The organism is Endozoicomonas sp. 2B-B, from assembly GCF_053470045.1.
This window is the reverse complement of the sequence record NZ_JBLZMU010000001.1, coordinates 582858-598830: the sequence shown is the minus strand read 5'-3', so window position 1 is coordinate 598830 and position 15973 is coordinate 582858. Positions and strand designations below refer to the sequence as shown.

The window sequence follows — 15973 nt, the reverse complement described above, 5'->3', positions numbered from 1 at the left end:
GGGTGTCGCAAAACTCCAACAACTCGTTCCCACGCTGGGACCCACAGGGCCTAAAAGCATGGCAACCAGAGTTTTTGCGACACCCTCCAAGGCGGGGAGTGTCACGGTTTCCTCAATTTCTTTCTGCCTGACTTTAATGGACACGACCGAATTCTTTTCTATGCTTCCTGCCAATGGTATAAATCATCCCCAAGGGATGATCGAAAACTATAAATCAGGATCCGCGCATGGCTGTCGTAAAACGTACGCCCCAAAAGACCGGTCGTATAAGAACCGAGAGGGTTCGGCTGATTTTGAAAGCTGCCGAACAGGAGTTTGCCCGGCATGGATTCGGGGGAGCCACAATCCAGCGTATAGCTGACCTGGCCGATTTACCAAAACCGACTGTCTTGTATTACTTCAGTAACAAGCAGGAAATTTATGACGAAGTTCTTAACAATATTTTGTATCTCTGGAATGACAAACTGAACAGCTTTCATCCGAAAGATGACCCTGCAGAGTCACTTGAACGGTATATCCGCTCAAAAATAGAAGTCTCCAGAAGATACCCCACAGCCAGCCGAATTTTTGCCAGTGAAATCATTCATGGCTGCCAGCAGCTGTCTCCGTCCATGAAGGACTCTACCCAGCAGTGGTTTAAAAACAAAACAGAGATTTTTCAGCACTGGATGGATGAGGGTAAAATGGCCCGGGTAGAGCCCATGCACCTGATTTTTATGATCTGGGGATCGACTCAGCATTACGCTGATTATGAAAAACAGATCTGCCTTATCATGAACAAAAAGAAACTGCCTGCCTCAACCTACGATCAAGCCGCTGACACTATCTGCGACATTGTTCTTCGTGGTTGCGGTCTGAAGGTTTGAGTAACGATAAAAATCTTGTAGAGTCACAAGGTAAAAATGAACCGGGCAGATTAACACGCAAGTCACTGCCATAAACTGCTGTATTGGCGGTCTATGGTATACGGCAGCTTGTTGCACTATCCAGACCGTCCTGCTCATAACAAGAGGCAGATGATGAGAGTCTGGATAAAACATCCCCTGGCTATTTTCACCGCAAACAGTCAGGACGCCGGTAACGGCGTGGTGATTGATGAAAGCTCCGGCAAGATCACAGAGCTGGTTCCCTCGGGACAGTCTCCGAAAGTCTCCTGTGATCAAAGCTATGACGCTTCCGGACAGGTTCTCCTTCCCGGTCTGATCAATACTCATCACCATCTTTATCAGACCCTGACCCGCGCCTTCCCTCCGGCACTGAATAAAAAACTCTTTCCCTGGCTGCAAACGCTTTATCCTGTCTGGGCCAGACTGAAGCCAGAGATGCTGTTTAACGCCACTCAGCTGGGACTGACAGAACTGCAGCAGTCCGGTTGTACAACAGTGGCAGATCATCACTACCTATTCCCGGAAGCACTCACAGAAGCCATTGATATTCAGGTGAAAGCCGCTGACAGTATTGGCAGCAGGGTTATACTGACTCGGGGTTCCATGAGCCTTGGAGAGAAGGATGGAGGCCTTCCTCCCCAGTCTACCGTGCAAACAGAAGCTGAGATACTCGACGACTCCGAACGTCTGATTCATCGTTATCATGAGTCAGACGAGGGGGCAAAGGTTCAGATTGCCCTGGCACCTTGCTCACCTTTTTCAGTCAGCACAATGTTGATGAAAGAGACCGCTGGGCTGGCCCGTAAACACAATGTTCGATTACATACCCATCTGGCTGAAACCGATGATGAAGACAACTTCTGCATCGAGCGGTTCGGTTTACGGCCACTGGATTACCTGGAATCTGTGGATTGGCTGGCTGACGATGTCTGGCTGGCCCATGGTATTCATTTCAATGACGATGAAATCAAAAGAATGGGACAGGCGGGCATGGGCGTCTGTCACTGCCCTACCTCGAATATGCTGCTGGCATCGGGCATCTGCCGCACCAAAGAACTGGCGTCTGCAGGCGTGCACGTCGGACTGGGTGTGGATGGCTCCGCTTCAAACGACGGCTCCAATATGATGCAGGAAGTCCGTCAGGCTTTGCTGATCAATCGTCTGCGTTACGCCGCAGATGAAGTCACTCATCTCGATGCTCTGTACTGGGCAACAAAAGGCTCAGCCAAAGTGCTTGGCAGGGGCGATATTGGAGAACTGGCAGAAGGAAAGCAAGCCGACCTTGCTCTTTTCAGCCTGGATGAGTTGCGTTTCAGTGGCAGCCATGACCCACTGGCAGCACTGGTTCTTTGTGGAGGCCATAAAGCAGCTGCCGTTATGTGTGCAGGAAAGTGGCTGATTAAAGATGAAACACTACTTCATCTTGATCAAGAGGCCATCATGGCTGCACACCAGCTTTCTGCCAGAAAGCTGGTGTCTTGAGAGGCCGTCGTAAATCTCTGGTTCCTATGCTCCAGAGATTTATGACGGGGAACGAGTTGTAGGGTATGACGGAAATAATCAGGAAGTGGTTTCTTCTTTGATGGCTCCCGAAGATGCATTAATATTTTTCACCACTTTTCTCTGATCGCTGGATTCAGGCCCGGAATCTTCAGGCAAAACCAGTGTCAGCAAAATAGCGGTCAGACCTCCGGTGGTAATCGCCGAGCTGAAAATGTTTTTGACCAGTTCCGGCATCTGGCTCAGCACCCCGGGCACAATAGTGACGCCCAGCCCCATACCCATGGACACAGCAATGATCATTACCTGTCGACGATCAAGTGATCCTGAAGCCAGGATGCGAATACCTGAAGCGGCCACCGTGCCAAACATAACCAATGTAGCCCCACCCAGCACAGGCTTGGGAACCAGCATCAGGATGGCCCCGAGTATCGGGAAAAGTCCCATCACTAAAAACAAACCGGCAATGATATAGCCAACAAACCGGCTGGCGACACCGGTCATTTGAATCACACCATTGTTCTGGCTAAACGTCGTCGTTGGAAAGCTGTTCAGGCAAGCTGCGGTCAGAGAGTTCACGCCATCAGCCAAAATACCGCCACGAATACGCTCAACGTATCCATCACCCTCAATAGGTTCACCCGAAAGTTTTGCTGTCGCAGTCAGGTCACCGGTAGATTCAATGGTCGTTATGACATAAATGAGAGCAATCGGAATGAATAGCTCCCAATCGAAGGTCATTCCATATTTAAAAGGCACCGGAGCAGTAAATAAAACCGAGTCCGACAATCCCTGCAGAGTCATTTTACCGGTATAAAGTGTTATCAGGCTGCCCACCAGCAAGCCAAGGAAGATCGCCGAGAGACGCACCATGGGACGAGAACTGCGATTAAAAAAGATCACAGTCGCTAACACGGTGATGCTCACTGCAAGGTTGCTCAGCGCACCAAAATCAGGCGCATTGAAGCCACCGGCCATATCGGTCACAGCTACCTTAATCAGGCTGAGACCAATCAGTGAAATAACAATTCCGGTAATGGTTGGCGTAATAATCTTGCGCAGCTTATGGAAAAAGCGGCTCAGGACAATCTCGATAAATGCCCCGAAAAAACAAAGACCCGTCATCAGTGCAATAATCTCTTCACTGCTGCCTCCCCGACTCTTAACCACAAAACCGGCAGCAATAAGGGAGCTCAAAAACGCAAAACTGGTTCCCTGAATACTCAACAAACCAGACCCCAGGGGACCAAACCGTCTGGCCTGGATAAAGGTACCTATCCCTGAGGCGATCAGCGCCATACTGATCAGGTAAGGAATATGCTCTCCCAAACCCAACACCCCACCGATGACCAGGGTCGGTGTCACAACCCCCACAAAGCTGGCTATCATATGCTGCAGGGCACTGAAAAAAGCTCGAAATAATGGTGGTTTGTCGTTTAATTGGTGGATGAGGTCGGGATTATGAGTCTGGCTATTCATGCATACTCCTGCCGTCTATTTTTTTTATACAGAGTGAGTACTGCAATTCCTTGACCAATTATTCAATTTTTTTTGGGGTACTATACCAGCGCAACCAGCCTGCCAGGTGCTAGCCTTTCCCACCTGGGCCTGTGACAAGCAGAAATCAATCACTTGACTTTGCATCATCAAGCTTTCGTTTCCGGTGTTGTCTTTTGTGATTCGACAGAGCTTGAGGGTTTGGCAGGAGCTTCTGGCACTCAGGGCAAGTTTGCACTCTGGTGTGATCTTTCCTTTTGTGAACCGACAAGACTTTCGCGTTTGGCAGGATCTTCTGGCACTCAGGGCAGGTTTGTTCTCCGCTGTGATATAGACTTTTGTGAACCGACAGGGCTTGGGCGTTTGCCAGGGTCTTCTGGCACCCAGGGCAGGTTTGCTTTCCGGTGTGATCTTTTCTTTTGTGAACCCACAGGGCTTGAGCGTTTGGCAGAGTCTCCAGGCACTCAGGGCAGGTTTGCTCTCCAGTGTGATCTTTTTTTTTGTGAAACGCCAGGGCTTGAGCGTTTGGCAGGGGCTTCTTGCATTCAGGGCAGGTTTTCTCTCCAGTGTGATATTGACTTTTGTGAGCCGACAGGGCCTTACCGTTTGCAAAAGTCTTCTGGCACTCAGGGCAGGTTTGCTTTCCCGTGTGATATTGACTTTTGTGAGCCGCCAGGGCATAAGCGTTTGGAAGGGGCTTCTGGCACTCAGGGCAGGTTTGCTTTCCCGTGTGATGTTTTCTTTTGTGAACCGCCAGGGCATAAGCGTTTGGAAGGGGCTTCTGGCACTCAGGGCAGGTTTTCTCTCCGGTGTGATCTCTTCTTCTGTGAGACGACAGGGCTTGAGCGTTTGCCAGGATCTTCTGGCACTCAGGGCAGGTTTGTTCTCCGGTGTGATATTTTCTTTTGTGATGCGACAGGGCTTGAGCATTTGGCAAGGACTTCTGGCACTCAAGGCAGCTTCGCTCTCCGGTGTGATATTGACTTTTGTGAGTGCGCAATGAGGCTTGAGAGCTAAATGATTTCTCACAGCCAGGGTGATCACATCGGTATTTTTTGGAGCCTGCCTTCCTTTGTTTTTCCGCAGGTGGTGGATTTAATTTTAATGATGAACCAGTTCTGCTGTCAGCTTCTGAGACAACTGTCGATGCTTCAGCAGGATGGCTAACCGGGCCAGATTCCTGATCGCCTGTTTGCAAATAGACATCGCAAGCGAAAGAGTCATCTGAGATTGAACGACACCGGGTACTTGTGGAAGGAGCAAAGATACAGACTCCCTGTTGATTACAACAGGGCTGTTCATGGCAATTTTCGTCAAGGCTATGTCGGGAGTCTGTGGGCTGCCCCGAATTTTCATCATTATGGTCGTTGTCGTATAGATAATGCGGTTTTTCTGAATGTCTATTGAATGACTGAGCATGATCCTCTGACCCCATTGCCCGGGAATTGTTACCGCCGCCCGCCCCGTCCATCAAAGTGATAATCTGAAGTTTGTTTCGCCGACAGGGTTTGTCATCGGGCAGCATGCCTGACCCCGAATATCCGTTTGTGCTGAGCATATGTGATGGCTGTTTTTGCATCAGCCTCCAACCAGTCATTGGCATTCCAGTTGATATGCCCGGCTCAGTTTTTATAGAAAAACTCTGGCTTGTCGAAGCCCCATTCTGATCAACCTCAACGATAAAACCATAAGTCTGTGGCTCAACCGGGGAGACGAAAGGCAAAAAGACCAATACGTGCGAGAGTAGACTTTTAATGGTTCTATCCTTTTTTCCGGGGATAGGAGCAGTGAGGATAGACGATAGGAACTTTGGGAGCTTTTCAATGTTGGCAAGCTCTATTGCCTCCCATGTCTTTTTGTCATCGGTTAACCGCCGCTGGTGATAGACAGATAGACGTGATCATTGCACTTCAGATCATACCCAAACGTGTGCAGTGCCCTTCCCTCCTGAGCCTGTGACAAGCAGAAATCAATCACTTGACTTTGCATCTTCAAGCTTTCGTTTCCGGTGTAGCCTTCTGTGATTCGACAGAGCCTGATTGTTTGGCAGTAGCGCCTGGCATTCAGGGCAGGCTTGTTCTCCGGTGTGATATTTTCTTTTGTGTGCCAACAGGGCTTGGGCGTGTGGCAGGGTCTTCTCGCACTCAGGGCAGTTTTGCTCTCCGGTGTGTTCTTTTCTTTTGTGAACCGCCAAGGCTTGAGCGTTTGGCAGGGGCTTCTGGCATTCAGGGCAGGTTTGCCCTCCGCTGTGATATCGGCTTTTGTGATTCGACAGGGCTAGAGCGTTTGGCAGGGGCTTCTGGCATTCAGGGCAGGTTTGCTCTCCGCTGTGATATCGGCTTTTGTGATTCGACAGGGCTAGAGCGTTTGGCAGGGTCTTCTGGCACTCAGGGCAGGTTTTCTCTCCGGTGTGATATTGACTTTTGTGAACCGACAGGGCTTGAGCGTGTGGCAAGGTCGTCTGGCACTCAGGGCAGGTTCGTTCTCCGGTGTGATCTTTTCTTTTGTGAACCCACAGAGCTTGAGTGTTTGGCAGGGTCTTCTGGCATTCAGGGCAAGTTTTCTCTCCGCTGTGATATTGACTTTTGTGAACCGACAAGGCTAGAGCATTTGACAGGGTCTTCTGGCACTCAGGGCAGGTTTTCTCTCCGGTGTGATCTTTTCTTTTGTGAACCGTCAGGGCTTGAGCGTTTGGCAGGGGCTTATGGCAATCAGGGCAGGTTCGTTCTCCGGTGTGATATTGGCTTTTGTGATTGTACAACGAGGTTTGAGAGCTAAGTGATTTTTCACAGCCGGGGTGATCACATCGGTATTTTTTGGAGCCTGCCTTCCTTTGTTTTTTCGCAGGTGGTGGTTTTAATTTTAATGAGGCACCGGTTGTGCTGTCAGCTCCTGAGACAACTGTCGGTGCTTCAGCAGGATGGCTTACCGGGCCAGATTCCTGATCGCCTGCTTGCAAATAGACATCGCAAGCGAAAGAGTCATCTGTGGTTGAACGACACCGGGTACTTGTGGAAGAAGCGTAGATACAGACTCTCTGTTGATTACAACAGGGCTGTTCATGGCAATTCTTGTCAAAGCTATGTCGGGAGTCAGTGGGCCGACCCGAATTTCCATCATTATTGTCGTTGTCGTATAAATAATGTGATTTTTCTCTATGTCTATTGAATGACTGACCATGATCCTCTGACTCTGTTATCCGGGAATAGTTATCGCCGCCCGTTCCGTACATCAAAGTGATGATCATGTGTGATGGTTCGTTTTGCATCAGCCTCCCATCAGTCATTGGCATTGCAGTTAATAGGCCCGGCTCAGTTTTTATAGAAAAACTCTGGCTTGTCGAAGCCTCATTCTGATCAACCTCAACGATAAAACCATAAGTCTGTGGCTCAACCGGGCAGACGAAAGGCAAAAAGGCAAATACGTGCGAGAGTAGACTTTTAATGGTTCTATCCTTTTTTTCCGGGGATAGGAGCACTGAGGATAGACGATAGGAACTTTGGGAGTTTTTCAATGTTGGCAGGCTCTATTGCCTTCCATGTCTTTTTGTCATCGGTTAACCGCCGCTGGTGATAGACAGATAGACCTGCGCATTGCACTTCAGATCATACCCAAACGTGTACAGTGCCTTTCCCTCTTAACCCTGAGACAAGCAGAAATCAATCACTTGACTTTGCATCTTCAAGCTTTCGTTTCCGGTGTTGTCTTTTGTGATTTACCAGAGCTTGAACGTTTGGCAGGATCTTCTGGCAATCAGAGCAGGTTTGCTCCCTGGTGTGTTCTTTTCTTTTGTGAGTCGACAGGAGTTGAGCGTTCGGCAGAGTCTTCTGGCACTCAGGGCAGGTTTGCTCTCCGCTGTGCTTTTTTCTTTTGTGAACCGACAGGGCTTGAGCGTGTGGCAGGGTCTTCTGGCACTCAGGGCAGGTTTTCTCTCCGGTGTGATATTGACTTTTGTGAACCGACAGGGCTTGAGCGTGTGGCAGGGTCTTGTGGCACTCAGAGCAGGTTTGTTCTCCGGTGTGATATTTTCTTTTGTGATCCGACAGGGCTTGAGTGTGTGGCAGGGGCTTCTTGCAATCAGGGCAGACTTGCTCTCCGGTGTGTTCTTTTCTTTTGTGAGTCGACAGGGCTTGAGTGTTTGGTAAGGTCTTCTGGCATTCAGGGCAGGTTTTCTCTCCACTGTGCTCTTTGCTTTTGTGAACCGACAGGACCTGAATGTTTGCGAAGGTCGTCTGGCACTCAGAGCAGGTTTGTTCTCCGCTGTGATACCGACTTTTGTGAACCGACAGGGCTTGAGCATGTGGCAGGGTCCTCTGGCACTCAGGGCAGGTTTGCTCCCCGCTGTGATCTTTTCTTTTGTGATTCGACAGGGCTAGAGTATTTGGCAAGGTCTCCTGACATTCAGGGCAGGTTCGCTCTCCGGTGTGTTCTTTTCTTTTGTGATCCCACAGGGCTTGAGTGTTTGGCAGGGTCTTCTGGCATTCAGGGCAGGTTTTCTCTCCGGTGTGATATTGACTTTTGTGAGCCGAAAGGGCCTGACTGTTTGCCAAGGTCTTCTGGCACTCAGGGCAGTTTTGCTCTCCGGTGTGTTCTTTTCTTTTGTGAACCGCCAGGGCTTGAGCGTTTGGCAGGGGCTTCTGGCACTCAGGGCAGGTTTGCTCTCCGGTGTGATCTTTTCTTTTGTGAACCAACAGGGCTTGAGCGTTTGACAGGGTTTTCTGGCACTCAGGGCAGGTTCGCTCTCCGGTGTGAACTTTTCTTTTGTGATCCCTCAGGGCTTGAGCGTTTGCCAGGGTCTTCTGGCAATCAGTGCAGGTTTTCTCTCCGGTGTGATCTTTTCTTTTGTGAACCGTCAGGGCATAAGCGTTTGGCAGGGGCTTCTGGCAATCAGGGCAGGTTTTCTCTCCGGTGTGATCTTTTCTTTTGTGAACCGTCAGGGCATAAGCGTTTGGCAGGGGCTTCTGGCAACCAGGGCAGGTTCGTTCTCCGGTGTGATATTGGCTTTTGTGATTGTTCAACGAGGCTTGAGAGCTAAGTGATTTTTCACAGCCGGGGTGATCACATCGGTATTTTTTGGAGCCTGCCTTCCTTTGTTTTTTCGCAGGTGATGGTTTTAATTTTAATGACGCACCGGTTGCGCTGTCAGCTCCTGAAACAACTGTCGGGCCTTCAGCAGGATGGCTTACCGGGCCAGATTCCTGATCGCCTGCTTGCAAATAGACATCGCAAGCGAAAGAATCATCTGTGGTTGAACGACACCGGGTACTTTTGGAAGGAGCGTAGATACAGACTCTCTGTTGATTACAACAGGGCTGTTCATGGCAATTCTTGTCAAAGCTATGTCGGGAGTCAGTGGGCCGACCCGAATTTTCATCATTATTGTTGTTGTCGTATAAATAATGTGATTTTTCTCTATGTCTATTGAATGACTGACCATGATCCTCTGACTCTGTTATCCGGGAATAGTTACCGCCGCCCGTTCCGTACATCAAAGTGATGATCATGTGTGATGGTTCGTTTTGCATCAGCCTCCCATCAGTCATTGGCATTGCAGTTAATAAGCCCGGCTCAGTTTTTATAGAAAAACTCTGGCTTGTTGAAGCCTCATTCTGATCAACCTCAACGATAAAACCATAAGTCTGTGGCTCAACCGGGCAGACGAAAGGCAAAAAGGCCAATACGTGCGAGAGTAGACTTTTAATGGTTCTATCCTTTTTTCCGGTGATAGGAGCAGTGAGGATAGACGATAGGAACTTTGGGAGTTTTACAATGTTGGCAAGCTCTATGGCCTTCCATGTCTTTTTGTCATCGGTTAACCGCCGCTGGTGGTAGACAGATAGACGTGAGCATTGCACTTCAGATCATACCCAAACGTGTACAGTGCCTTTCCCTCTTAACCCTGAGACAAGCAGAAATCAATCACTTGACTTTGCATCTTCAAGCTTTCGTTTCCGGTGTTGCCTTCTGTGATTCGACAGAGCCTGATTGTTTGGCAGTAGCGCCTGGCAATCAGGGCAGGTTTGTTCTCCGGTGCGATATTTTCTTCTGTGAGCCGAAAGGGCTTTCGCGTTTGGCAGAGTCTTCTGGCACTCAAGGCAAGTTTGTTCTCCGGTGTGATATTGACTTTTGTGAACCGACAGGGCTTGAGCGTTTGGCAGGGTCTTCTGGCACTCAGGGCAGGTTTGCTTTCCGGTGTGATCTTTTCTTTTGTGATTCGACAGGGCTAGAGTATTTGGCAAGGTCTCCTGACATTCAGGGCAGGTTCGCTCTCCGGTGTGTTCTTTTCTTTTGTGATTCGACAGGGCTTGGACATTTGGCAGGGGCTTCTGGCACTCAGGGCAGGTTTGCTCTCCGGTGTGTTCTTTCCTTTTGTGAACCGACAGCGCTTTCGCATTTCGCAGGATCTTCTGGCACTCAGGGCAGGTTAGCTCTCCGGTGTGATATTGACTTTTGTGAGCCGACAGGGCTTGAGCGTTTGGCAGGGGCTTCTGGCACTCAGAGCAGGTTTGCTCTCCGGTGTGATCTTTTCTTTTGTGAACTGACAGGGCCTGAAGGTTTGCAAAGGTCTTCTGGCACTCAGGACAGGTTTGCTCTCCCGTGTGATATCGACTTTTGTGAACTGACAGGGCTTTCGCGTTTGGCAAGGTCTTCTGGCACTCAGGGCATGTTTTCTCTCCGCTGTGATCTTTTCTTTTGTGAGCCGCCAGGGCTTGAGCGTTTGGCAGGGTCTTCTGGCACCCAGGGCAGGTTTGCTTTCCGGTGTGATCTTTTCTTTTGTGATCCCACAGGGCTTGAGCGTTTGGCAGGGTCTTCTGGCATTCAGGGCAGGTTTTCTCTCCGCTGTGATATTGACTTTTGTGAGCCGACAGGGCATGACTGTTTGCCAAGGTCTTCTGGCACTCAGGGCAGTTTTGCTCTCCGGTGTGTTCTTTTCTTTTGTGAACCGCCAGGGCTTGAGCGTTTGGCAGGGTCTTCTGGCACCCAGGGCAGGTTTGCTTTCCGGTGTGATCTTTTCTTTTGTGAACCCACAGGGCTTGAGTGTTTGGCAGGGTCTTCTGGCATTCAGGGCAGGTTTTCTCTCCGCTGTGATATCGACTTTTGTGATACGACAGGGCTTGAGCGTTTGGCAGGGTCTTCTGGCACTCAGGGCAGTTTTGCTCTCCGGTGTGTTCTTTTCTTTTGTGAACCGCCAGGGCTTGAGCGTTTGGCAGGGGCTTCTGGCACTCAGGGCAGGTTTTCTCTCCGGTGTGATCTTTTCTTTTGTGAACCGTCAGGGCATAAGCGTTTGGCAGGGACTTCTGGCAATCAGTGCAGGTTCGTTCTCCGGTGTGATATTGACTTTTGTGATTGCACAACGAGTTTTGAGAGCTAAGTGATTTTTCACAGCCGGGGTGATCACATCGGTATTTTTTGGAGCCTGCCTTCCTTTGTTTTTTCGCAGGTGGTGGTTTTAATTTTAATGACGCACCGGTTGTGCTGTCAGCTTCTGAGACAACTGTCGGTGCTTCAGCAGGATGGCTTACCGGGCCAGATTCCTGATCGCCTGCTTGCAAATAGACATCGCAAGCGAAAGAATCATCTGTGGTTGAACGACACCGGGTACTTTTGGAAGGAGCGTAGATACAGACTCTCTGTTGATTACAACAGGGCTGTTCATGGCAATTCTTGTCAAAGCTATGTCGTGAGTCAGTGGGCCGACCCGAATTTTCATCATTATTGTCGTTGTCGTATAAATAATGTGATTTTTCTCTATGTCTATTGAATGACTGACCATGATCCTCTGACTCTGTTACCCGGGAATAGTTACCGCCGCCCGTTCCGTACATCAAAGTGATGATCATGTGTGATGGTTCGTTTTGCATCAGCCTCCCATCAGTCATTGGCATTGCAGTTAATAGGCCCGGCTCAGTTTTTATAGAAAAACTCTGGCTTGTCGAAGCCTCATTCTGATCAACCTCAACGATAAAACCATAAGTCTGTGGCTCAACCGGGCAGACGAAAGGCAAAAAGGCCAATACGTGCGATAGTAGACTTTTAATGGTTCTATCCTTTTTTCCGGGGATAGGAGCAGTGAGGATAGACGATAGGAACTTTGGGAGTTTTACAATGTTGGCAAGCTCTATGGCCTTCCATGTCTTTTTGTCATCGGTTAACCGCCGCTGGTGATAGACAGATAGACGTGAGCATTGCACTTCAGATCATACCCAAACGTGTACAGTGCCTTTCCCTCTTAACCCTGAGACAAGCAGAAATCAATCACTTGACTTTGCATCCTCAAGCTTTCGTTTCCGGTGTTGCCTTCTGTGATTCGACAGAGCCTGATTGTTTGGCAGTAGCGCCTGGCACTCAGGGCAGGTTTGCTCTCCGGTGTGATATTTTCTTTTGTGATCCGACAGGGCTTGAGCGTTTGGCAGGGTCTTCTGGCATTCAGGGCAGGTTTGCTCTCCTCTGTGATATCGACTTTTGTGCTCCGACAGAGCTTGAACGTTTGGCAGGGTCTTCTGGCATCCAAGACAGGTTTGCTCTCCGCTGTGTTCTTTTCTTCTATGATTCGACAGGGCTTGGGCGTGTGGCAGGGTCGTCTGGCACTCAGGGCAGGTTTGCTCTCCGGTGTGTTCTTTTCTTTTGTGAACCGAAAGGGCTTGATTGTTTGGCAGAGTCTTCTGACACTCATGGCAGGTTTGCTCTCCACTGTGATATCGACTTTTGTGCTCCGACAGAGCTTGATGGTTTGGCAGGAGCTTCTGGCACTCAGAGCAAGTTCGCCCTACGGTGTGATATTTTCTTTTGTGAGTCGACAGGGCTTGAGCGTGTGGCAGTCTCGTCTGGCATTCAGGGCAGGTTTGCTCTCCGGTGTGTTCTTTTCTTTTGTGACTCGAGAGGGCTAGAGTGTTTGCCAGAGTCTTCTGGCACTCAGGGCAAGTTCGCTCTCCGCTGTGATCTTTTCTTCTGTGAATCAACAGAGCTTGAGCGTTTGGCAGGGGCTTCTGGCACTCACGGCAGGTTTGTTCTCCTGTGTGGTATTTTCTTTTATGATCCCACAGGGCTTGAGTGTTTGGCAGGGCCTTCTGGCATTCAGGGCAGGTTTTCTCTCCAGTGTGATACTGACTTTTGTGAGTCGAAAGAGCCTGACTGTTTGCCAAGATCTTCTGGCACTCAGGGCAGGTTTGTTTTCCGGTGTGGTACTTTCTTTTATGATCCCACAGGGCTTGAGTGTTTGGTAGGGTCTTCTGGCATTCAGGGCAGGTTTTCTCTCCGCTGTGATATTGACTTTTGTGAGCCGACAGGGCCTGACTGTTTGCCAAGGTCTTCTGGCACTCAGGGCAGTTTTGCTCTCCGGTGTGTTCTCTTCTTTTGTGAACCGCCAGGGCTTGAGCGTTTGGCAGGGTCTTCTGGCACCCAGGGCAGGTTTGCTTTCCGGTGTGTTCTTTTCTTTTGTGAACCCACAGGGCTTGAGTGTTTGGCAGGGTCTTCTGGCATTCAGGGCAGGTTTTCTCTCCGGTGTGATATTGACTTTTGTGAGCCGACAGGGCAAGACTGTTTGCCAAGGTCTTCTGGCACTCAGGGCAGTTTTGCTCTCCGGTGTGTTCTTTTCTTTTATGAACCGCCAGGGCTTGAGCGTTTGGCAGAGTCTTCTGGCACTCAGGGCAGGTTTTCTCTCCGGTGTGATCTTTTCTTTTGTGAACCATCAGGGCTTGAGCGTTTGGCAGGGGCTTTTGGCAATCAGGGCAGGTTCGTTCTCCGGTGTGATATTGGCTTTTGTGATTGCACAACGAATTTTGAGAGCTAAGTGATTTTTCACAGCCGGGGTGATCACATCGGTATTTTTTGGAGCCTGCCTTCCTTTGTTTTTTCGCAGGTGGTGGTTTTAATTTTAATTTTAATGACGCACAGGTTGTGCTGTCAGCTCCTGAGACGACTGTCAAACTTTCAGCAGAATGGCTTTCCGAGCCAGATTCCTGATCGCCTGTTTGCAAATAGACATCGCAAGCGAAAGAGTCATCTGAGGTTGAACGACACCGGGTACTTTTGGAAGGAGCGTAGATACAGACTCTCTGTTGATTACAACAGGGCTGTTCATGGCAATTCTTGTCAAAGCTATGTCGTGAGTCAGTGGGCCGACCCGAATTTTCATCATTATGGTCGTTGTCGTATAAATAATGTGATTTTTCTGAATGTCTATTGAACGACTGACCATGATCCTCTGACTCTGTTATCCGTGAATAGTTACCGCCGCCCGTTCCGTACATCAAAGTGATGATCATGTGTGATGGTTCGTTTTGCATCAGCCTCCCATCAGTCATTGGCATTGCAGTTAATAAGCCCGGCTCAGTTTTTATAGAAAAACTCTGGCTTGTCGAAGCCTCATTCTGATCAACCTCAACGATAAAACCGTAAGTCTGTGGCTCAACCGGGCAGACGAAAGGCAAAAAGACCAATACGTGCGAGAGTAGACTTTTAATGGTTCTATCCTTTTTTTCCGGGGATAGGAGCACTGAGGATAGACGATAGGAAGTTTGGGAGTTTTTCAATGTTGGCAAGTTCTATTGCCTTTCATGTCTTTTTGTCATCGGTTAACCGCCGCTGGTGGTAGACAGATAGACGTGATCATTGCACTTCAGATCATACCCAAACGTGTGCAGTGCCTTTCTCCCTTAACCCTGAGACAAGCAGAAATCAATCACTTGACTTTGCATCTTCAAGTTTTCGTTTCCGGTGTTGTCTTTTGTGATTTACCAGAGCTTGAACGTTTGGCAGGATCTTCTGGCAATCAGAGCAGGTTTGCTCTCCGGTGTGATATCGACTTTTGTGCTCCGACAGAGCTTGATAGTTTGGCAGGAGCTTCTGGCACTCAGGGCAGGTTTGTTCTCCGGTGTGGTATTTTCTTTTATGACCCCACAGGGCTTGAGTGTTTGGCAGGGTCTTCTGGCAATCAGAGCAGGTTTGCTCCCCGGTGTGTTCTTTTCTTTTGTGAGTCGACAGGGCTTGAGCGTTTGGCAGGGTCTTCTGGCACTCAGGGCAGGTTTTCTCTCCGGTGTGATCTTTTCTTTTGTGAACCCAAAGGGCTTGAGCGCTTGCCAGGGTCTTCTGGCACTCAGGGCAGGTTTGCTCTCTGGTGTGATATTTTGTTCTGTGAGCCGAAAGGGCTTTCGCGTTTGGCAGAGTCTTCTGGCACTCAAGGCAGGTTTGTTCTCCGGTGTGATATTGACTTTTGTGAACCGTCAGGGCTCGAGCATGTGACAAGTTCTTCTGGCACTCAGGGCAGGTTTGCTCTCCGCTGTGATATCGGCTTTTGTGATACGACAGGGCTTGAGCGCTTGGAAGGGTCTTCTGGCACTCAGGGCAGGTTTGTTCCCCGGTGTGATATTTTCTTCTATGATCCGAAAGGGTTTGAGCGTTTGGCAGGGTCGTCTGGCACTTGAGGCAGGTTCGTTCTCCGGTGTGATATTGGCTTTTGTGATTGCACAACGAGTTTTGTGAGCTAAGTGATTTTTCACAGCCGGGGTGATCACATCGGTATTTTTTGAAGCCTGCCTTCTTTTGTTTTTTCGCAGGTGGTGGATTTAATTTTAATGATGAATCGGTTGTGCTGTCAGCTCCTGAGACAACTGTCGGTGCTTCAGCAGGATGGCTTACCGGGCCAGATTCCTGATCGCCTGTTTGCAAATAGACATCGCAAGCGAAAGAGTCATCTGAGGTTGAACGACACCGGGTACTTTTAGAAGGAGCGTAGATACAGACTCTCTGTTGATTACAACAGGGCTGTTGATGGCAATTCTTGTCAAAGCTATGTCGGGAGTCAGTGGGCCGACCCGAATTTTCATTATTATGGTCGTTGTCGTATAAATAATGTGATTTTTCTCTATGTCTATTGAATGACTGGCCATGATCCTCTGACTCTGTTACCCGGGAATAGTTACCGCCGCCCGTTCCGTACATCAAAGTGATGATCATGTGTGAAGGTTCGTTTTGCATCAGCCTCCCATCAGTCATTGGCATTGCAGATAATAGGCCCGGCTCAGTTTTTACAGAAAAACTCTGGCTTGTCGAAGCCTGATTCTGATCAACCTCAACGATATAACGATAAG

General features: G+C 49.2%; 9 protein-coding genes and 1 pseudogene. 2 read left to right on the top strand and 8 right to left on the bottom strand.

Going from position 1 to position 15973, the window contains the following annotated elements; translation table 11 throughout:
- Window positions 1–227: 227 nt before the first annotated feature.
- Together ACOMHB_RS02425 and ACOMHB_RS02420 are read left to right on the top strand one after the other, a co-directional pair.
- The gene (locus tag ACOMHB_RS02425) at window positions 228–866 is read left to right on the top strand and encodes a TetR/AcrR family transcriptional regulator (RefSeq protein ID WP_422136395.1); all 639 of its coding nucleotides are present in this window, start codon (window positions 228–230) and stop codon (window positions 864–866) included.
- 150 nt (window positions 867–1016) lie between these two features.
- On the top strand, window positions 1017–2369 hold the full coding sequence (locus ACOMHB_RS02420) for an 8-oxoguanine deaminase (protein WP_448218593.1): 1353 nt from the start codon (window positions 1017–1019) through the stop codon (window positions 2367–2369).
- Window positions 2370–2447: 78 nt separating this feature from the next.
- Here the strand turns inward: ACOMHB_RS02420 and ACOMHB_RS02415 are convergent, their stop codons facing one another.
- From ACOMHB_RS02415 to ACOMHB_RS02380, 8 genes and pseudogenes are all read right to left on the bottom strand, one after another.
- The gene (locus tag ACOMHB_RS02415) at window positions 2448–3866 is read right to left on the bottom strand and encodes a uracil-xanthine permease family protein (protein ID WP_422136394.1); all 1419 of its coding nucleotides are present in this window, start codon (window positions 3864–3866) and stop codon (window positions 2448–2450) included.
- 145 nt (window positions 3867–4011) lie between these two features.
- Window positions 4012–5463, bottom strand: a complete 1452-nt coding sequence (locus tag ACOMHB_RS02410) for a C2H2-type zinc finger protein (RefSeq protein WP_448218592.1) — start codon at window positions 5461–5463, stop codon at window positions 4012–4014.
- Window positions 5464–5720: 257 nt separating this feature from the next.
- Window positions 5721–5822: pseudogene (locus tag ACOMHB_RS02405) on the bottom strand (transposase); the annotation flags it as partial.
- Window positions 5823–5853: 31 nt separating this feature from the next.
- Window positions 5854–7152, bottom strand: coding sequence for a C2H2-type zinc finger protein (locus tag ACOMHB_RS02400; RefSeq protein WP_448215351.1), 1299 nt, complete (start codon window positions 7150–7152; stop codon window positions 5854–5856).
- A gap of 391 nt (window positions 7153–7543) precedes the next feature.
- Window positions 7544–9739, bottom strand: a complete 2196-nt coding sequence (locus tag ACOMHB_RS02395; protein WP_448215350.1) for a C2H2-type zinc finger protein — start codon at window positions 9737–9739, stop codon at window positions 7544–7546.
- A gap of 60 nt (window positions 9740–9799) precedes the next feature.
- A complete protein-coding gene (locus ACOMHB_RS02390) occupies window positions 9800–12076 on the bottom strand; it encodes a C2H2-type zinc finger protein (protein ID WP_448215349.1) in 2277 nt (758 codons plus the stop codon).
- 60 nt (window positions 12077–12136) lie between these two features.
- The gene (locus ACOMHB_RS02385; RefSeq protein ID WP_448215348.1) at window positions 12137–14170 is read right to left on the bottom strand and encodes a C2H2-type zinc finger protein; all 2034 of its coding nucleotides are present in this window, start codon (window positions 14168–14170) and stop codon (window positions 12137–12139) included.
- A gap of 391 nt (window positions 14171–14561) precedes the next feature.
- Window positions 14562–15860 carry a C2H2-type zinc finger protein gene (locus ACOMHB_RS02380; protein WP_448215347.1) on the bottom strand — a complete coding sequence of 433 codons (1299 nt, stop codon included), beginning with the start codon at window positions 15858–15860 and terminating at the stop codon, window positions 14562–14564.
- Window positions 15861–15973 lie beyond the last annotated feature (113 nt).